Origin of the sequence: Calidifontibacillus erzurumensis, assembly GCF_013303125.1 — a bacterium.
Lineage (GTDB): Bacteria > Bacillota > Bacilli > Bacillales > Bacillaceae_J > Calidifontibacillus > Calidifontibacillus erzurumensis.
Genome location: NZ_JABTTE010000003.1, coordinates 50369 through 71249, shown reverse-complemented (window position 1 = coordinate 71249; position 20881 = coordinate 50369). Strand labels below are relative to the sequence as shown.

General features: G+C 33.4%; 17 protein-coding genes. 15 read left to right on the top strand and 2 right to left on the bottom strand.

The features are described from left to right. Positions 1-184 precede the first annotated feature (184 nt). From HR057_RS03610 to HR057_RS03595, 4 genes are all read left to right on the top strand, one after another. Entirely contained in the window at positions 185-1402 is a 1218-nt protein-coding gene (locus HR057_RS03610) for an MFS transporter (protein WP_173730059.1), read from the top strand. A 49-nt stretch (positions 1403-1451) separates the two neighbouring features. Continuing rightward, a complete protein-coding gene (locus HR057_RS03605) occupies positions 1452-2525 on the top strand; it encodes a CaiB/BaiF CoA transferase family protein (RefSeq protein ID WP_173730058.1) in 1074 nt (357 codons plus the stop codon). Positions 2526-2621: 96 nt separating this feature from the next. Then, complete coding sequence (locus HR057_RS03600; protein WP_173730057.1) at positions 2622-3428, top strand: HAD family hydrolase; 807 nt, start codon at positions 2622-2624, stop codon at positions 3426-3428. 120 nt (positions 3429-3548) lie between these two features. Then, positions 3549-4622: a branched-chain amino acid aminotransferase gene (locus tag HR057_RS03595; RefSeq protein ID WP_173730056.1), complete on the top strand. Its 1074-nt coding sequence runs from the start codon at positions 3549-3551 to the stop codon at positions 4620-4622. A gap of 102 nt (positions 4623-4724) precedes the next feature. Here HR057_RS03595 and HR057_RS03590 read toward each other — a convergent pair whose 3' ends face one another. Then, complete coding sequence (locus tag HR057_RS03590) at positions 4725-5084, bottom strand: Lin0512 family protein (RefSeq protein WP_173730055.1); 360 nt, start codon at positions 5082-5084, stop codon at positions 4725-4727. A gap of 187 nt (positions 5085-5271) precedes the next feature. Here HR057_RS03590 and HR057_RS03585 point away from each other — a divergent pair, with 187 nt between their 5' ends. The 9 genes from HR057_RS03585 (at position 5272) to HR057_RS03545 (ending at position 15866) form a co-directional block, all read left to right on the top strand. After that, complete coding sequence (locus HR057_RS03585) at positions 5272-5799, top strand: hypothetical protein (protein WP_173730054.1); 528 nt, start codon at positions 5272-5274, stop codon at positions 5797-5799. Between the two features lie 89 nt (positions 5800-5888). Continuing rightward, a complete protein-coding gene (locus HR057_RS03580) occupies positions 5889-6905 on the top strand; it encodes a 4Fe-4S dicluster domain-containing protein (protein ID WP_173730053.1) in 1017 nt (338 codons plus the stop codon). After that, positions 6898-7596, top strand: coding sequence for a formate dehydrogenase subunit gamma (locus HR057_RS03575; RefSeq protein ID WP_173730052.1), 699 nt, complete (start codon positions 6898-6900; stop codon positions 7594-7596). Before HR057_RS03580 ends, HR057_RS03575 begins: the two co-directional genes overlap by 8 nt. A gap of 148 nt (positions 7597-7744) precedes the next feature. Further along, positions 7745-8386, top strand: a complete 642-nt coding sequence (locus tag HR057_RS03570) for a LytTR family DNA-binding domain-containing protein (RefSeq protein WP_173730051.1) — start codon at positions 7745-7747, stop codon at positions 8384-8386. Positions 8387-8514: 128 nt separating this feature from the next. After that, positions 8515-10038 (top strand): acetyl-CoA hydrolase/transferase family protein, encoded by a 1524-nt coding sequence (locus HR057_RS03565; protein WP_173730050.1) that lies wholly within the window; start codon positions 8515-8517, stop codon positions 10036-10038. Positions 10039-10628: 590 nt separating this feature from the next. Then, positions 10629-12215, top strand: a complete 1587-nt coding sequence (locus HR057_RS03560) for a copper amine oxidase N-terminal domain-containing protein (RefSeq protein ID WP_173730049.1) — start codon at positions 10629-10631, stop codon at positions 12213-12215. A gap of 140 nt (positions 12216-12355) precedes the next feature. Next, a complete protein-coding gene (locus HR057_RS03555) occupies positions 12356-13282 on the top strand; it encodes a ketopantoate reductase family protein (protein ID WP_173730048.1) in 927 nt (308 codons plus the stop codon). 262 nt (positions 13283-13544) lie between these two features. After that, positions 13545-13835: a DUF6509 family protein gene (locus HR057_RS03550; protein ID WP_173730047.1), complete on the top strand. Its 291-nt coding sequence runs from the start codon at positions 13545-13547 to the stop codon at positions 13833-13835. Between the two features lie 1185 nt (positions 13836-15020). Then, positions 15021-15866 carry a methyl-accepting chemotaxis protein gene (locus tag HR057_RS03545; protein WP_173730046.1) on the top strand — a complete coding sequence of 282 codons (846 nt, stop codon included), beginning with the start codon at positions 15021-15023 and terminating at the stop codon, positions 15864-15866. An 875-nt stretch (positions 15867-16741) separates the two neighbouring features. Here the strand turns inward: HR057_RS03545 and HR057_RS03540 are convergent. Then, positions 16742-16885, bottom strand: coding sequence for a hypothetical protein (locus HR057_RS03540; RefSeq protein ID WP_173730045.1), 144 nt, complete (start codon positions 16883-16885; stop codon positions 16742-16744). 343 nt (positions 16886-17228) lie between these two features. On the opposite strand from HR057_RS03540, the gene HR057_RS03535 reads away from it, so the two are divergent. After that, the gene (locus HR057_RS03535) at positions 17229-19994 is read left to right on the top strand and encodes a response regulator (protein ID WP_173730044.1); all 2766 of its coding nucleotides are present in this window, start codon (positions 17229-17231) and stop codon (positions 19992-19994) included. A gap of 2 nt (positions 19995-19996) precedes the next feature. Beyond that, the gene (locus HR057_RS03530; protein ID WP_329955830.1) at positions 19997-20866 is read left to right on the top strand and encodes a CheR family methyltransferase; all 870 of its coding nucleotides are present in this window, start codon (positions 19997-19999) and stop codon (positions 20864-20866) included. The last annotated feature ends 15 nt before the right edge of the window (positions 20867-20881 follow it).

Sequence of the window (20881 nt, the reverse complement as noted above, 5' to 3'; positions counted from 1 at the left end):
ATCAAATACATGATTTCTAAGCACCATTTATTTTTATATATTAAACATATTAAGCAAAAAAGTTTACAAAAAAGTGGCATTAAAACTATAGTTATTTTATTAAGAACCTCCATGGATCGGTTTTTCAAATTTTAATAACATCTCTGAAGGAAAAAATTATTTTTTAAGGAAGGGTGCGGCTGTCATGAATGTTGACACCAATGAACGGATATGGTCGAAGAGCTTTATTTTATTATTTATCAGTAATTTCCTTCTATTTCTAACTTATTATGGGTTAATTACAGCTTTACCAATTTACGTATTGGATGAATTAAAAGGAAACGAAGCACAAGCAGGTTTAGTTGTAACGATACTGTTGGCTTCTGCAATTATTGTTCGTCCCTTTTCGGGTAAAGTTTTAGAGGTGTTTGGCAGGAAAAAAACGCTTCTTATAAGCCTTGCTTTTTTTATGATTGCGACCTTTATGTATTTTTGGACAAATAATTATTTTGCACTAATTGCCCTTCGTTTTTTCCACGGGATTTGGTTTAGTATTATTACTACAGCCACAGGCTCAATTGCTGCGGATATTGTCCCTGTAAAAAGACGTGGAGAAGGGGTTGGTTACTTTACGATGTCCATGAACCTTGCTGTCATTATCGGACCCTTTACAGCCCTTACTCTATTACAAATCGCAAACTTTCAAACAATATTTCTTTTATTTGGTATTTTGATGGTAGTAGCAATTTTGATAACGTCCGGTGTTAATGTTCCGAAAATTGAAATTAATTTGGCTTCAGTAAAGAAAAAATTAGGATTTGATGATTTATTTGAAAAAAGGTCTATTCCAATTTCATTGATGGGCGGTCTTGTAGCTTTTGCATATTCTAGTATTCTTTCTTTCATATCGATTTTTGCCCACTCGATTGGTCTTTTGGAATCAGCCAGTTATTTCTTTCTATTTTATGCGGCATCTATGATACTTGCTCGCCCGTTTGTCGGCCGACTATTTGACACAAAAGGACCTGAAATCGTTGTCTATCCTACACTACTACTATTTTCTTTAGGGTTGTTTACTCTAACTATTACGAATTCAGCTTGGTTATTATTACTTTCGGCGATACTAATAGGGATTGGTTATGGCAGTCTGATCCCTTGTTTACAAACATTGGCAATTCAATTTGCTGGTAAAAACCGGAGTGGCCATGCAACAGCAACGTTTTTTACATTTTTTGATACGGGAGTTGCTTTAGGTGCCTATATTTTAGGAATTATTGCTTCACAATTTAGTTTTCAAACATTATACTTCGTTACTGGTGTAAGTGTTGCATTAATAATGGTTCTATACAAGTTTTTAAATAAAAGCTACCAGAAAAATGTGGAAGAAGCTTATAATGAACCTGTACGTATTAATATAAAATAAATTAAGATCAAGGGGCATTTACACGAGGATATTATGAGGGGGATTTGGGATGCTAAAAAACGTACGGGTTATTGATTTCACAGTATATTTGCCTGGTCCATTTGCGAGTATGCGTCTAGCAGATTTGGGGGCTGAAGTAATTAAAGTTGAACCAGTAGGCGGTGAACCAGCCCGATCAATGAACAATTTCTTATTCTTAGCCAATAATCGTAATAAAAAGAGCATATGTATAAATTTAAAAGAAGAATCTGGACAGCAAGCAGTACTTGATTTAATTAGGGAAGCAGATGTTGTAATCGAAAGCTTCCGTCCAGGTGTGATGGCAAGGCTTGGTCTTGACTATGAAACGGTAAAAAAAATAAATCGAAACATCATTTATTGCTCAATAACAGGTTTCGGCCAGCAAAGTTCACTGAGCCAACTAGGCAGTCATGATCTTAATTATATGTCTATAAGCGGTGTTCTAGCGCAATTAAAAGATGAAAACGGTAAGCCGGTTCATCCAACTCATACATTTGCTGATATGATTGGTGGGATTGCTGCAAATGAAGCAATTTTAGCAGCTCTATTTAGCCGTGAGAAAAATGGAGAGGGTCAGTATATAGACATATCCCTTGCAGATGTAATGATTTCATTAATGGGGAACCACGTCTTAATTGAAAATGAAACTGGATTTCAGCATGGTGTGGATTTATTGGCTGGCATGATTATTAACTATGCTATATATGAGACGAGCGACCATCGTTTTGTTAGTTTAGCAGCTTTAGAACAGAAGTTTTGGAGAAATTTCTGCAATGGAGTAGGAAGACCATCATGGGTAGATGGGTATTTAACAAAAACAGATTCTAATAATCCAATTTATGAGGATGTAAAAAGTCTTTTTAAAAGCAAAACATTTCAAGAGTGGATTGCTTTTAGCCAAGAGGTTGATTGTTGCTTAACACCTGTTCTCGAGGCAGGAGAGCTTACAGAATTTCATTACATAAAAGAAAAAGAGCTTATTTTTGAACTGGATGGCATTCGTCAAGTAAAAACAAACCCTCTATTTTTACAAGATGAATTGCGGAAACCACCAGCAGTCGGTGAACATACGACTGAAATTTTGAACAAAATTGAAAATTAAGAAACAGATTAAAGTGTATGATTCTTTTGTTTTTTGCCGGCTGATAGGGTAAGATAAGGAGAGGAAATTAACGAAATAGTAGTAGGAGTAGTTTTTATGATAAAAATGTTTGTAAGCGATCTAGATGGAACTTTACTAACAATTGACAATAAAGTACGTGATGATGACATTGAAGCTATTAACAAAGCTTTAGAAGCCGGTATCGATATTTGTTTGGCATCAGGTAGAAAAGACATTGATATTCGGGCAGTTGCAACGATGATTTGTCCAAAATGGAACGAACCTGAATTTTATCGGATCAGCCAAAACGGTGCATTTATCTTTTCAAAAAACAATGAAGCACTGCATAAAACAGCGTTTGATCCCGAGATTGCTAGAGAAGTCTATAATAGAGTAATTGAAAAAGATGTGATAACGATTGTATCAACGATTGATAAAGAATATGTAGAAATAAAAGACGAGACAATTTTAAGAATCGAAAAAAGATTGTTCAGTCCAATTGAAGAAGAAAAGAATCTGCCAATGAAAATCGGTAAAACGATCCAAGCATCTAAAATTATTATTAATGGTCCTGAAAAAAGGATTCGGATGATTCAAGAAGAGTTACAAGAGGCATTCCCGAATGAGCTTGATACTTATATTTCAGAAGCTCAAATTCTTGATGTGATGCCAAAAAATATTAGTAAAGGAAATGCAGTAGATATTTTAATAAAACATATTGGTATTAATTCCAATCAAATCGCCTGCATTGGCGATTCTTTTAACGATATACCAATGTTCCAAATAACTCATAACAGTTTTGCAATGGCAACAGCTCATGACCAAGTAAAAAGAAATGCTAATTATATTGTCGAAACAGTTGCAGAGGCAATCGAACAAGTTTTGCAATTCCAAAAAAACTAATTTTTATTTTGATAAAAAATTTTCATAAAAGTCTGTTATACTTCCTGCTTTAGTTTTACAATAGTAAGTGGAAAATACTTTAATAATTTGATTTTTTTATCGTACAAGGAGATGACTTAGATGCTTGATCAAACCATTAAAGTTGAATTAAGCACCACTAAAAAACAGAAACCAAATGCAGACCAATTGCAATTTGGTAAAATTTTTACAGATCACATGTTCATTATGGATTATACGGAAGGAAAAGGATGGCATGATCCAAGGATCGTTCCATATCAACCAATCACTTTAGATCCTTCATCTGTTGTTTTCCACTACGGGCAAACGGTTTTTGAAGGGTTAAAAGCCTATGTTACAAAAGAAGGTAAAGTCCAATTGTTTAGACCTGAAAAAAATATGGAACGTCTAAACCAGTCTAATGACCGAATGGTAATTCCAAAAATTGACGAACAATTTGCATTAAAAGCTTTAAAGCAATTAGTATCGATTGACAAAGACTGGATTCCTACTGCGGAAGGAACTTCTCTTTATATCCGTCCGTTTATTATTGCAACACAACCATTCTTAGGTGTTGCTCCATCATCACAATATAAATTTATGATCATCATGTCTCCAGTAGGAGCTTATTATAAAGAAGGTTTAAATCCTGTTAAAATTCTTGTGGAAAACGAGTATGTTCGCACTGTCAAAGGCGGAACCGGGACAGCAAAAACTGGAGGAAACTATGCTGCTAGTTTAAAAGCGCAGGAAATTTCCTCCCAAAAAGGTTACTCACAAGTATTGTGGTTGGATGGTATCGAACATAAATATGTTGAAGAAGTTGGCAGCATGAATATTTTCTTTAAAATTGACGGAAAAGTTGTCACTCCTGAATTAAGCGGAAGCATTTTACCTGGTATTACTAGAGATTCTATTATTCAGTTGCTAAAATATTGGAACATTCCGGTTGAAGAACGAAAAATATCTATTGAAGAAATATATGAGGCTTACGATAAAGGATTATTGGAGGAAGCATTCGGTACTGGAACAGCTGCTGTTATATCGCCAGTTGGTGAGCTTTTATGGAAGGATCGAAAAATTGTTTTAAACAACGGTGAAACCGGTCCGTTATCGAAGAAGCTTTATGATACTTTAACAGGAATACAATATGGTACTGTAGAAGATCCATTTGGCTGGATTGTAACAGTAGAATAACACATAAAGATTAAGAGGTTGACCAAGTATTTGGGTTAACCTCTTTTTTCTATGGTATAAAATTTACTTTTGTCAAAGTAATAGGGGAAAGATGAGAACATGTTAATAGCCGACTTCGACTGCTGCGATTACGATATACATTTGATCGTTTTTATCACCTTTATCTTTGAGCACAATCCCGCTTGTCGTTGTCATTCCACCGTCAACGATTTCAACTGTAACTTGTCCAAAGGGAATTACATTTTTAACTGTGTCAATATCAAGTTTATCCTTGTCGCAAGGAACAGCAAGTCTGACATTGACGCGCATGTTGTCTAGACTGTTATTAGGTAAAACAGAACGAATTCCCGGCATTGAATTGTAGTGAATTGCATTTTGCACGGCTCGAACGGCTGCACGCGTTATGTCTTGGCCATGTACATCAATACCCATACCCGTTTCGATGAACATTATTTTTTCCATTGTAATCAATCCTCCTATCATTCATTCCATTAATTAGATTATCTTTTTTTCAATTAGCTGTCCAATTTATTAATTTTCTGTTTCATTTAAGATTGTGAAAAAAGTTTGCAATTTTTGAAAACCTATTGTATTTTAAAAAACTTATTTATAAAATAATTTACATTGTTGATCAAGGAGTGGTATTAGTATGAAGAAAATCGTTTTAATTATCATTTCGTTATTTGTTATTTTAGTTGGCTGGCTTTTTTATTTGAGTTTAACTAATAATGATGAATTTAATTTAAATCGTTATATGTTATTAAAGAAAGATGATGTTGTCATCAACCAACCAATTTATTTGAGCTATGATTTAGCTTACTATGGAAATGGGAAACCAATTTTAAAAGATATACGTTTTATTAAAAAAGATGGTTCTTTTTTAGATGAAGATGATGATCAATTATCAATAACATTTTATATCGATGAAAAAGCTGCAACGAGTGCTAGTGCGGATGGAGTTATCTTAGAAGAAGAAGCTAGGCAATTAAAATTACTTGATCATTATACACCAGTTGAAAATTACGAAGTCACTACAAAAAACTTAAATATTGTAGCCAAACTTATCATTAAAAATGAAAATTACAGTAATAATATCACAGCCATGCAGATTGATTATGAATTGCTTGGAAAAGAAAAAACGAAGCAATTCTTAATTTCTGGACTCATTAAAGAATAAAAACATTTAGCCAAAATATTTAGATACAATATTTACAAAAAAACCCCCTATCGTATATCATATAATAAAATACGATAGGGGGTAATTTTATGTCTGGGCAAATTACAAGAAGAACTTTTATAAAACGGACAGCCCAAGCAGGAGCTGTTTCAACGATTATGTTATCGGGAATCGACAAAGTAGTTGCACAAATTCCGATTGGAATAGAAAAAGGGACTGTCATTGATTTGACGAAATGTGATGGATGTAAGGGCAAAGAAATACCATTATGTGTACTTGCTTGTCGTGAGAAAAATGAAAATCGGTTTCCGCAACCAAAAAGAGAGGATATTAAACCTTATTGGCCCCAAAAAAAATTTGAAGACTGGTCTGATAAGCAAGAGGTAACTAACCGCTTAACGCCGTACAACTGGACATTTGTCGATCATGTCCAAGTGGAACATGAGGGGAAAATTGAGGAAGTATTTTTACCAAGAAGATGCATGCATTGTGATCATCCGACATGTTTAAATTTATGTCCTTTTGGTGCAATTAAGAAAAGTAAAGAAGGTGCAGTAACGATTGATGATGGTTATTGTATGGGAGGTGCTAAATGCAGGGATGTTTGTCCATGGGATATTCCCCAGCGTCAAGCAGGTGTTGGCTTGTATTTGAAACTTGTGCCAGAATTAGCGGGCGGTGGCGTTATGTATAAATGTGATTTCTGTGCTGACTTATTAGCAAAAGGAGAAGAACCAGTTTGCAAAACTGCCTGTCCGAAAAATGCGATTCATTTTGGTACGAAGGAGGAAATGAGAAACTTAGCCTATAACTTAGCAAGCGAAATGAATGGATATGTTTATGGGGATAAAGAAAATGGAGGAACTTCCACTTTTTACGTGTCTAAAGTACCTTTTGAAAAAATTAATGAAGCTATAAAAAAAGATAAACTTGCAAAAGGGGATGAAAAGCCAGGCCGGCCTACAATGGAAGTAGCAATCGATAATGAACTTGAATCCTTTAATGGTATGATGAAAAGCGCATTGATTGCTCCACTTGCAGGTGCGTTTGCTGCTGGGGTTGTAGCTTACCGGACAATGAAAGGGAAGGTGAAAGAGGATGAATGATGAAAAAAAGATTTTAAGACAGAGTCTTTCAAATCGTATCGTTCATTGGCTAACAGCTATTTCAATCTTTTTATTAATCATTTCCGGTCTTGGACAAATGCCGTTATATAAACGTTATAATATAACAAAGCTGCCGGGAGCTGAATGGCTTGGGAATTATTTTGATACATTAGTGTTACATTATATAGCTGCCATTATGTTGCTATTTATTGTTTTTTACCATATTGTTCTCCATGTCATTCGTAAAGAATTTGATATTTGGCCAAAGAGAGGAGACCTAATACAATCCTTTCTTATAATTAAAGCGATGATCACCAAAGGTAAAGAACCGGAAAGTGACAAATATCTAGCAGAACAGCGGTTGGCATATTTATTTATTGGTGCAAACATTATGTTATTAATTATTACCGGAATAATAAAAATAGTGAAAAATATTCCTGGTTTTACAATGCCAAATATAGTAATTTTTTGGACTGCACATATTCATAATTTTGCAACGTTTCTTTTAATATTCGGAATCATAGGACATTTGGCAGCATTTCTTTTTAAAGAAAACAGAGCTCTTTTACCGGGCATGTTTTCTGGTTATGTTAAGGAAAGTTATGTAAAACACCGCCATAGTCTTTGGTACAAAAAACTGAAGGAAAAAGATGAAAAGTTGAAAGATCGAAGTCAAGGAAGGGCACTATAAAGGAGCGGTTATGTATTGGTCGCTCCTATTTATTTTTTCTTAAAAATATACCTGTTAGCAAATTTTAATTGAGGTATAATAGTCTTGCTTATTTTGCATTTTGCATTAAAATTTAAAAAGGAAAATAAGATTGTGAGGTTTGGAGACAATGGGCGAATTTTCCCTCTCGACTTTAATTGATGTCATAGCAGAGTTATTTTCAGATGAAACATCGATTGCCGTTTCGAATACCGAAAAATACATTTATTATCGCCCAAGTAAACGGATCAATTTAAAAATAAAACCTGGAGACCCAATTAAAGAAGGAACAATAACCTTTAAAGCTTTACAAGATGGTCATAAAGTTTCTGAATTTATTAGCAGGGATGTATTAGGTGTGCCGTATTATGGGATGGCAGTACCATTTAATATGAATGGAGACCGTTGCTGTGTGACTGCGATTTTTCCAACTTTGTCAAGCGCGACTTCTGTGGTGACGGTGAAAATTGATGATGGTTGGATCCCAGTTCCATTTGAAAAAGTTTTGTACATAGAAGCAAAAAACCGTAAGACGTATGTTATTACGGAAGAATGTACAGGGACACATAAAGATTCTTTGAATGAATTTGATTATTATTTGCCAAAAGAAATATTCATACGCTGCCACCGATCGTTTATCGTTAATGTTACGAAAATCAAAATGATTCATCCTGATACGCATTCAACATTTTTATTGGAAATGAAAGATGGTACTGAAATTCCAGTGAGCCAATCTTATTCAAGCTATTTTCGAAAGCTTTTAGGGTTGTAAAAAAATTCTGTTTCATCCTAAGATTTTCTGTTTTATCCGAATTTTTTGCAATTCTATCCATAATTCCCCTTGTTTTGACAAAATTCCAGTAAAATAGCAATAAAAAAACATCTACAGGGGGAGTAGAAGTGGAAGATATTAAAAATCGCATTCGCATTGAAGAGTTGCTTGATCGTGTAGTTTCTGCTGAAGAAGCCGCTAGCTGGATTGAAGATGGGATGTCTTTAGGTTTAAGCGGATTTACAAGAGCTGGTGACGTAAAGGTTGTTCCAAGGGCGTTAGTAAAAAGAGCTGAAAAAGAACCATTAAAAGTTAGTGTGTACACAGGTGCATCTTTAGGTGCTGATACAGATAAATTACTTGCAGAATCCGGGATCCTCCATAAGCGTTCGCCATTCCAAGCTGACCCGGCAATGAGAAAAAAAATTAATGAAGGCGATTTTTATTTCGTTGATATTCATTTATCACATGTGGCAGAACTTGTTCGTTCAGGAATTATTTCAATTGATTATGCCATTTTGGAAGCGGTTTCCATTACTGAGGATGGAATGATTATTCCAACAACACAAGTAGGAAATTCTGCAATTTTTGCTGAACATGCAAAAAATATCATTGTTGAAATAAATTTGGCACATCCGCTTTCTTTTGAAGGAGTTCATGATATTTATGATCCTGGCAAACAGGGAGAACGTATGCCAATACCATTAATAAAGGCATCAGATCGCATTGGTACAATTGGTATTCCTGTTGACATCAATAAAATCAAAGGAATCGTTATTAACAATGAAATGGATTCTCCATCTACAATTGTACCGCCAGATGAAGAAACACAAATCATGGCTAACCATTTAATAGAGTTTTTACGTAAAGAAATTGCTGAGGGACGGTTAACAAACAGCCTTGCACCGTTGCAATCTGGAATTGGATCTGTTGCAAACGCTGTTCTCCACGGTTTGCTCGTATCAGAGTTTGAAGACTTAGAAGTGTATTCTGAAGTGCTGCAGGATGCAGTATTTGATCTCCTTGATGCTGGAAAAGTAAAATTTGCATCTTGCTGTTCAATTACAATCTCTGAAGAAAAAATGAAGAAAGTTTTCGGAAACTTTGAAAAATACAAAGATCGTTTAATGTTAAGACCACAGGAAATTTCAAACCATCCGGAATTAATTCGACGATTGGGTTTAATTTCTATTAATACAGCTTTAGAAGTTGATATTTATGGAAATGTAAATTCAACCCATGTTAGAGGGACACATATGATGAACGGAATAGGTGGTTCTGGAGATTTTGCACGTAATGCGCGCCTTGCGATTTTTGTGACAAAATCTGTTGCTAAAGGAGGCACTATTTCGAGTATCGTACCGTTCGTCTCTCATGTCGATCATACAGAGCATGATGTTGATGTAATTGTAACAGAACAAGGATATGCAGATTTACGTGGGTTAGCACCGAGAGAGCGTGTTGAATTAATTATTGAAAATTGTGCCCACCCATCATATCGCGCTCAATTGAGAGATTATTATTATGAAGCTTTAGCAAAAGGTGGACAAACACCACATAATTTAGAAAAGGCTTTCTCATGGCATACAAATTTTGAAAAAACAGGAACTATGCTTGAAACAGAGAAAGAACTTGAACCGACAAAAAATTAACGACGGAGAACAGATTCCGAGCAATTGCTTGGAATCTGTTTTTATTTATAGTCTTCAAAATGGTTAATAAAGCGAATATAATTGACATAAAATCCTTTGTTTTGTAGATAAAGAGGTCCACGGATATGAAAAAACAGATTGAATTATACATAAATAAAAATTGGGTTGGGATTATAAATGAACTTCAAGAAAAAATTGAGTATTTCGGACTTGGATCAACAATAAAGAGGAAATTCACTATTGTATCGATAGATTGAAATTTTTACAAAAGAAAATAGAAGAAAAATTTCTATCTATTTTACAGGTGTAATCCAATGTAAGATTTACTCTTTATCGCTTATTAAACGATAAAGGAAATTCAATTCACATCTGCGGTCTTGAATATCATTATGAAAAAATGTTTACTATTGTTGGTCTTATGAATTATTTAATTTCTTATCCATGACTAGGGGCGGCCCTTGAAGATATTAATAATAAATGAGGGATGAACGTTCGCATAGGACGTTTTTTTTTGTAAGTTTTCTGTAAGATTGTACTGGTATAGTAATGGCTGAAACAAAATTTAGCAATTTAAAGGAGAGTGTTTCAGCATGAAAAAAGCTCTAATGAAAGCAGTAAGCTTTTTAATACTGCTTCAATTGTTCATTGGCCTACAATTGACAAGAGCTGAAAGTACAGTTATTTATTGGAGTGATGTAGAAAAAGGATCGTATAGTAATCTATATCCTTATACGTTTTTGTGGAGCAGCCACCCTTATGATGATCCTAAAATCAATGGGGTAAATTTAAAAGCTTTTGAGATTACAGACGATCCAGACAATATTGATTTCGTGATCAATCAATATGGAGAAATGGCAGCAAATGGAATTGTACAAGTGAATGAAAAATTGGAAGAGGCAACAGATTTAAGCCAATATTATTCATTTCAAAATTCTATAACGATTAAATCTGGAGGAGTTTATTTAATTGTTACAAGTGATGATGACTTTGCGAAAATCAGAATTGACTCTATTCTGCCAACAAAAGTTAATTTTTCCTATGTTCTTGCAAGTGAAATAGTAGATGATTCAAGCGACATTGATTATGGAAATGGGAATCCATCTGATGATTACATTTATGATGAGCCTGGAGATGTTTATTATGAATTAGAGGAAGGAAACGTGATGGTCAGTGTTGAATCGGATCCGAATGATGCTTATTATATTTTATATCGATCCGATAATGGTGGACCATTTATTAAGCTAACAGATTTTCCGATATACGAACCTTATTTTGTAGATAAATATGCTTTAGCTGGCCATAAATATGTTTATTATTTTGATATTTATGATGAATATGATCGAAAAATTGCCTCCTCTGTTAATGTACATGTCACCGTTATAAAACCTAAATCAACTAATACAACTCCTACAAAACCAACAACAGGAACAGGGGAAATCATCATTCAATTACAAGTCAACAATAAAAATTCAACGGTTAATGGAACAAAGAAAACACTAGATGTTCCCCCAATTGTCGTTGACGGGCGTACATTGGTTCCGCTTCGATTTATAAGTGAATCATTAGGTGCAGATGTAAAATGGAATGGTTCTGATAGCAGCATTACGATTACTTATAATGGAAAAACAATTAAACTATGGCTAAATAAATCTGAAGCAATTATTAATGGAAAAAAAGTCTTTTTAGATGTACCAGCTCAATCAATATCTGGAAGAACAATGGTTCCAATTCGCTTTATTAGTGAAAATTTAGAACAAGAAATAAGCTTTGACAATAAAACACTTGGGATCATAATTAAAACAAAGAGTTTATCAAACAGTTCTTCCAATAACTCAACAACTGTGCAAGTCCCAGGAACAAATCAGAATTTCTCTTCATTTGCCGGTACTTGGGATTTATGGGTTCCAGGCGGATATTCAAAAATAGACACTGTTACTCCATACACACAAGGAGAAGGTGGTGATTACCTTATTATCAGCGATTATGGAATTTATTCATGGATAAGTGTCGATGGCAAAGTTATAGATGGGAAATGGTCAAAATCAGGCAATGAAATCGTTTTACACAATGCTAAGTATGGATGGGATTGGAATGTAAAAGAATATGATTGGTCTGATGGTAAAGGGATTATGGTATACGTATTGGGAACCTATTATGAAGGAAGAAAAGTAGAATAGGAATCTCAAAGTGTTTGCTTGATTCACACAAAATTTATAAATTAATATATTTTAATAACCAACTGTTTCCTTGCTTTACAGTTGGTTATTTTTTTTGAATAATGATTATGTAATAGAAAATTTTGAAAGGAATGACCGTTATGAATATTATTGTAGTTGGTGCAGGCGCTGTAGGCGGTTATTTTGGAGGAAAGATTGCAAAGCATGGATTTCCTGTGACATTTTTAGTAAGGCAAAAGCGCTATGAAGAACTTCAAGAAAAAGGTTTAATTATAAAAAGCGTTCATGGTGATTTTTCGCTTAAACCTACTCTCGCCCTTGATGTAAATGAAATTGAAAATCCAGATCTTGTTATAGTAGCAATTAAAAATTATCATCTTGATGAAGCGTTCCCACAATTAAAGGCATTGGTGGATAAAGGAGCAAAAATTCTGCCTTTATTAAATGGCATCAAGCATCTAGAAAAATTCATCGATGAATTTGGAGAGAAAAATGTAATAGGCGGTTTATGTTCGATAGAAACTACATTGAACAGTCACGGTGAAATCGTACAAACAAGCCGCTTGCAAGATATTGTCTTTGGGCCAATTGCATCAATTGGTGAAGAAGCGTTATTATTTGAATTCAAGCAAATTCTTGAATCATCTTCTATTCCTCACACTTTATCAGACTATATTATAGGTGAAATGTGGAAGAAATTTATTTTTATTACTACATTGAGTGGTATTACAGCAACTCTAAGACAGCCGATTGGTGTTGCATTAGCCGATCAAGTAACATTAGACTTTGTAAAAAGTTTAATTTCTGAAGTTTGTCAAATCGCGAAAGTAAAAGGAATTCGTTTACCAGAAAATATAGAAGAACTTACATTAACAAGAATTAAAAGTTTGTCACCAAAAATGACTGCATCTATGCATCGAGATTTAGAAAAGGGATTACCATTGGAATTAGATGATCTTCAAGGCTATGCTTTGACCGTTGCTAAAGAGTACCAGCTTGAAACACCTTGTCTGCAATCTGTATATGCTTTATTACATCCTTACAAAAATGGGAGAATTACTCAATAAATCTTACAAAACCATAAAAATATTCCCTTGGCCAACACAAGTTCCGTGATAATTATTTGAATCTCAAAAGAATTTTTCTAAGTTGAGGAAAACCTAAATGGTAAATATAATAAGGTGTATCTTTAATAAATAGAAAGGCCATAAAAAACTTAAAGACAAAGAAATAATATGAATGATGTAAACATCTCATCAGCAAAGTTTTGATACAACCATCGATTGGTACGGAATGGAATCATAGTAAGACGAAAGGACGATGAAGAAGATGGAAATCATTGGGCACACCATAGAAAAAATAGAAGATCCAACAGGAATTTTAGTTGGGGATCGGTATGAATTTCATTTATCTATTGAAGTACCTGAAGATGATGAATTATTTTCAGAAAACGGGATTTATGTAAAAGCCATAATAGCAGTTGAAGGGGAAGAAAAGAATGTAAGAATTGCTCAATACCAATTGTTTGAAAAAGGTACAAATACTTATATTGGCTTAGAGTTGGAAGAAGATGAACTCGATTTGATTAAAAACTATTGTAAACAGCATTTAACTGACTGACACACAAATAAAAATTGGAACAAAAAGAGCAGTGATACGACGAGAGCATTCTAGTATTTTCTTAGTATCTCAATACCCTCACTAATTAGCATAAAATGAACCGGACATTAGGGAGTAAAATCATATGATTACAAGTTCCAATCAACTATGGGTGATTGGATTTTATACGTGGAGTTCATCATTGACATCAACGATCGAGTATTGAAGCTTTCCATATTAGATTTAGCTATAAAAGTGCAAACGCTGTGTTAGCAATCAAACAAACATTATTAAAACAAATGGAAAAAACTGTGGTTCGCATGATTAATGAACCACAGATATTTTCCTATACCTTCCATAAGTTTTGTGAAAATTCCAAATTAAAACACAAAAGAATCTAACCAACGATGAATCATAACATAGTAGTTTTGAGGATTCAATCTAGCTGAACACAATTTAGGACGTATACAGAAGCTTACCGCTTTTGTTTGGTTTTGATATATTATAAGGAAAGATCCATGCATCCAAGTATTCAATATTTTTCTCCAAAAGATTTTTTATAAATGCAACAATAACAAGCGAACAGGAGTTAGGAAGGTTGGATTTAAGAAGTGTTTCATAGGAATGAAACATTAGCTTGACTTGGATTGGCGGCCATGAGAGTCTTAGCTGGTGTTGCCGTTGTGCGTTCCTTGGCTTCTTGGCATGAAAATCATTTCCGCTGAAGATCAATTTTAAGCCGATCTCAGGCCTTAAACAAATTATCCGTAGAATATGAGAAAATGAGAGATGTAGTATCTATTCATATAAAATTTGGGGTTTATCCGCTTAGCATTTACATTATCAATTTTGCCACCCATTTGTACCTTTCGTATAAGTATCAGAAGCCTCCTCATGAGTTGTTGCTAAACCTTCAAGTTGACAATTAAATTCTGTTATTTTTAAGCTTTTGTTTTTAGCAATTATTCCTACTCTTTCTCCTATGAGCAAATGCAAATATAATTAATGTCAGTAAAGTACCTCTTTTTTCATACATAAGTGATTTATTGTAAAATTACTTTAAATTCATAGCTAAAACTGATAAAATGATTAAAATATTTTTTATAATCTATTTTTAAAATATTAATAAAAAATATAAAAACATTATAATAGATTAATAAATAATTTGAAAACGTTTAAATAGATGATAATAACTGGAGGGGAAACATGAACGCAACTTTAGCTCAACAAATGTGTGACATGATTACACGGGAAACCACACATCAAGTTATTATGGTAGGGAAAGATGGCAAAATCTTTGCGGCATCCGACCGAAAGCGGATTGGAGCATTTCATCTAATTGCAAAGAAAGTTTTAGATGGTGAATTAAATGAGGGCATTGTTACTGCAAAGGAAGCTAATGAGAAGGCTGCATTAAAACCTGGAATCACTTTGCCAGTAATTTATAAAAATAAAAAAGTTCTTGCACTTGGGATGACTGGAGAACCAGAAGTTGTTCGCCCTATTATTGGAATTACGAGGCAGAATATTATCATGCATATTCAAAGTGAAGAAAAAATTGAATTTTTGAATGAAAAAGTTGCTATCGTTAATAAGGAATTAAATCGCATTTCAGAGTTTATTCAACAAATTTCTGGTGTTGCACAGGAGATTGCTACTGAAAGTGAAGTAACTGTAAGTAAAGCTATAGAATCTGTAGAAAAACTAGCAAAAATGGTTGAAATCCTAGAAATAATTAAAAGTATCGCTAGGAGAAGCAATATCATAGGAATAAATGCAGCTATAGAAGCAGCAAGAGTCGGAGCTGCTGGGCGAGGCTTCTCAGTTGTTGCAAAGGAAGTCCAAAACTTAGCAAATTCTAGTAAACAATCAACAGAAACAATTAGCGAAATTCTGAAGGATATAGATATTAATGTTAGGACTCTTCTAACCCGTGTAAAAGAGAACAGCACTGTTCAACAAGAGCAAGCTAATGCTATACAAGGAATATCAAATAGTATTATCGCAATTGAAGAAGGGTTGGAAAATATTGTAAATAAAATGAAACAATAAGATCGTACATAAATAATAGCAAACCTGTCTCTAAAAGCAAGTTTGCTATTATTTTTTTTAAACAATATATAATGAAGCAAATCGAACTAATTTTATTCTATTTTTATTTAAGGAAAAATCTTGTTGTTATTATAGCAAATACAAAGCGACTTAAAATATCAGCAAGGCATTACATCGAAGCTAAAGGATTCCAAATTTTTTAAGTACAAGAAAGTAGCTCTGAATATAAATAGAAGTGCATTAATAGTAAGTAAATTCATCCGCAGCATGGTGACTTAAACATAGTAATACACTACCAGAAATAATAGATTTGACATTTCCCCAATGTTCTTAGTATAAGACATTGAAAATGGATATAGTTTCTGGTCGTATTGTTATTTTTAGAAATTTCACTTACCAAATTTGTGTTTCTTATATGTGGATCTTAATGTTTACATTAGAGATCATTCAACACAATGGTATTTTCAAGGTATTTTTACTATTTCTATTAGGACTTAGGTATTTTTCCCTGCCGTCACCTTCATTTTCATGAGATGTATAGCTTACAGTTCGCATAGCACAGTCACGACAGATATCTCAGCCTGTGCGAGTAGGGCTTTCCTCACAGATATGACTTAGTATCTAGGTGGTCCGCACCGATTTTGTATGAGGTTATTAAAAAATTATTAATCCCTATTTTGAACACTTGTCAGAAAAAGCTATTTGGTATGAATTTTTCTACCATGGATAATGGATATGATGTTGATTACACCTTATTTTTTAGATTTTATCTGAATTACTATTCTAAGGCGGTTTCACCTAGTTGCCCCCAATTTGGTATAACTAACCTATATATAAGTGATGTTTTACTGTACATGGAAATTGTAAATGAAGTATTAACTTTTTTCTGTAACAAGCATACTGTATTGATCTTCCCATTTACAACGCCATTTATTTCTCCGTTCCATCCGATTTCCTTTATATAAATGTTTATACTTTTTCCAATGAATCTTCCATAAAGTTCTTCTAGTTGATCTCATTTTCACTACCCCTTTTTCATCATTTGTTAATCAATATATTCTCGCATTCCTTTGTCGATTCCTTTGACTAGTTTTGTCGGACAAAAGGAAGTTTTGGAAAATTTAGGGTTTTGTAAATCTATAACAGTCAAAAAACGCAAAAACATAAAAAATCAAAATAATTGTTGCAAGTCCCTTTTAATAGAAGAATATTGTAAAATATAACTATTTTTAGAAGGTAATGAACAATTTGGTGGAATTAGTTAGAAAAATGTAGTAGTATATTGACGGAATTGTTAAAATGTTTAAAATTGATAAAACGGTTTACTTATTTCAATAAAAAAGGATAGGATGATAGTTGACAATGAGTTTCAAAAGAAAGCTTTATCTCGGTTTTGGGTCAGTGATTGCAACGATGATCACGATTGCGGTTATCGGTCTCGTCATTATCCAAGAACAAAAACAGAGTATGCAGATACTTGTGAATGAAAATTATGAACGTATGCGACTAGTAAATACTTTTCAATTTGAAATTAATAATACTGCTCGAATGGTTAGAGATGTAATTTTGAAAAAAGAAAATGAATTTACGCAAGAAGAGGAAAAACTCATATCAGTTTCGAGGAGAAATACCGCATATGCTGTTGAAAAATTGAAACAGTTTGAAACATCCGAAAATGTTGCTGAGCTAATAACAACATTAGATGAACTAAATCAAAGTTATGAAATTGGCTTCCAAAAAATTAGTGCTCTCCTCCATGAAGGAAAGAAAGAGGAAGCCACAAAAGTGCTTATTGAAGACTATCGAGATGTTCGCCTTGGTCTTGTATCAACAGTTGAGAAGTTAATAGAAATAGAAGAAACTGCAATGAATGATGCAGTGGCAGCATCTAAAAAAATGTTTGAACGGACGCTCTCTGGATTTTTATATCTTTTGGCGATCGGCTTTTTGATTGCTATTGCTATTACTTCATGGGTCATAAAAAGTATTATGAGCAGAATAACAAAAGTAAACACAGTTATTTCAAATGCTTCTAATTTAGAATCCAATAAATTGCCGCGCATTGAGGAAATATCAAAAGATGAAATTGGCGAAATTGCTCTTGCTTATAATAGGATGGCTGAATCACTTGAAAAACATATGGATCAAGAAAATCTTTTAAAAGAAAAAATGCAAGTTGAAAATTGGGTTAAATCTAATTTCATCGATATTTTATCAATGTATCAAGGGATCCAAGATATTCAATCATTTGCCAACTTATTTATTTCAAAAATAACACCTATAACAGGAGCAAGCTATGGTGCCTTTTATTTGAAAAGCGAAAACGCAAGTATGTTCTCTAAATTAGCTGCTTATGCTGATGACCATGATAATGCCAAGAAAGTATTTTATAAAGGAGAAGGTTTATTGGGACAAGCTGTCCTTGAAAACCGAATGATCAGTTTAGATCAAGTTCCTGAAAATTACATTAAAATCAGGTCTGGTTTAGGTGAAAGTACTCCTAGATATGTGAAAATAATTCCTATTTCCTATGAAGGGAAAGTCATCGCCGTTTTTGAATTAGCATCGTTTTATCCATTTAATGAACAACACGAACGGCTTCTTGAAATTATTTACAGAACTGTAGGCGTAAGCTTAAACAGCATTCTAGGACATATGAAAATAGAAAAGCTTCTTGCTGAAGCACAAACGATGACAGAGGAATTACAAAGTCAATCCGAAGAGTTGCAACAACAACAAGAAGAACTTCGTATGATTAATGAACAGCTCGAGGAGCAATATAAAAAATCTGAAGAAAAGACGAAAGAATTAGAAAAAATTAAACTTGATCTTGAAGAAAAAAATCGCCATGTAGAACTAAGTTCGAAATATAAATCCGAATTTTTGGCCAATATGTCTCATGAACTAAGAACACCGCTTAACAGCATGCTAATATTGTCTCAACTTCTTGCTGAAAATAATGAAAACAATCTAACTGAAAAACAAGTAGAATATGCGAATACGATTCATTCAGCTGGAAAAGATTTGTTAGATTTAATCAATGATATACTTGACTTATCAAAAATTGAATCGGGTAAAATGGAGATTTTCCCGGAAGAAGTGTTGTTTACTGATATTAAACGTTTCGTAGAACATCATTTTTCACCAGTTGCTAGACAAAAAAATCTCGAGTTCGAAATTGTTGTCGATGATAATCTTCCATATGTGTTTATGACAGATAATCAACGGTTAAAACAAATCCTTAAAAACTTATTATCTAACGCATTTAAATTTACACATCAAGGAAAAGTTACGATTGAATTTAAATTATGTAATAACAATAAAATAAATAAAAGCCTTGCTCATAAACATGTAGTTGCTATTTCTGTTACCGACACAGGGATTGGTATTGCTAAAGATAAGTTGCAATTGATTTTTGAAGCATTTCATCAAGCAGATGGTACAACAAGCCGCAAATATGGTGGTACAGGCCTTGGCCTTTCCATTTGTAAAGAATTAGCGCAACTTTTAGGTGGATTTATCGAAGTGGAGAGTACGCTTGGTAAAGGAAGTACATTTACATTATTTTTGCCGGAATATGATATAAGCCTAGACCAATCCCACCTGTCCACCCAAGAAGCTGCAGCAGCAATACTCGAAGATACGAACTTAATCGAAGAAATCGTAGAACATGATGAATGTGAAAATCTTTCTGAATCATTTATAGAGTCAAATGGCGAACAATCAATAGAGCTTAAAAATATGAAAGAACTGATTGCTGGAAAGAAAGTTCTTCTTGTTGATGATGATATGCGGAACATTTTTTCATTAACAACTGCTTTAGAAATGAATAAAATGGTCGTTGTATTTGCGGAAAATGGAAAAGAAGCAATTGAAATTTTACAAAACCAACGTGACATTGATCTTGTATTAATGGATATTATGATGCCGGTCATGAACGGGTATGATGCAATAAAAGCCATTCGCAATATGGAAGAGTATCAATCATTACCGATTATTGCACTAACTGCGAAAGCTATGAAACATGATCGTGAAAAATGTTTGGAAGCTGGAGCTTCAGATTATATTAGTAAACCAGTTAATTTAGATCAGTTGCTTTCATTAATACGAGTATGGTTGTATCGGTAGAGGTGGTTAAAATAGAGCGTCATTTCGAAAACTTTCATTTATTAAATGATGAAAGCAATGAGTTAGAAAAAATAGAAGTAATGTTATTGCTTGAAGGCATTTATCGCTATTACGGTTTTGATTTTAGAGATTATGCATATTCATCAATTAAACGGAGAATTCAACATAGAATGGGTATTGAAAAAATACCGACAATTTCTGCCCTTCAAGAGAAAGTGTTAAGAGATCGACATCTTTTAGGAAAGCTATTAAGCGATTTTTCTATTAATGTTACAGAAATGTTTAGAGATCCAAGTTTTTTTAAATTTATTCGGACCGATATTTTGCCTAAATTTATAAATGCGCCGTTAATCCGCATTTGGCATGCCGGTTGTTCATCAGGTGAAGAAGTCTATTCAATGGCTATCTTACTTTATGAAACGGGCTTATATAACAAGACAAAAATATATGCAACAGATATGAATGAAAACATTCTAGAAAAAGCCCAAAAAGGACAATTCCATATTAACCGGATGCAAGTGTATACGAGAAATTACCATCAAGCAGGTGGAACAAAAGAATTTTCCGAGTATTATGTTGCAAATAACGATATTGTTACATTTCATCCATTTCTAAAAGAAAATATAGTTTTTGCTCATCATAATTTGGCAACTGACCATTCTTTTAACGAATTTCATATTATTGTTTGCAGAAATGTATTAATATATTTTAATCAAACATTGCAAAATCGTGTTCAAAGGCTTTTTTATGATAGTCTTTGTATAGATGGTTATCTAGCCTTAGGAAACAAAGAGGTTATTACCGATTCGACCCTTTGGGACAAGTATTTGGAGGTTAATCCAGTTGAAAAAATATATAAAAAAATCAAGTAGTGGATAATATTACTC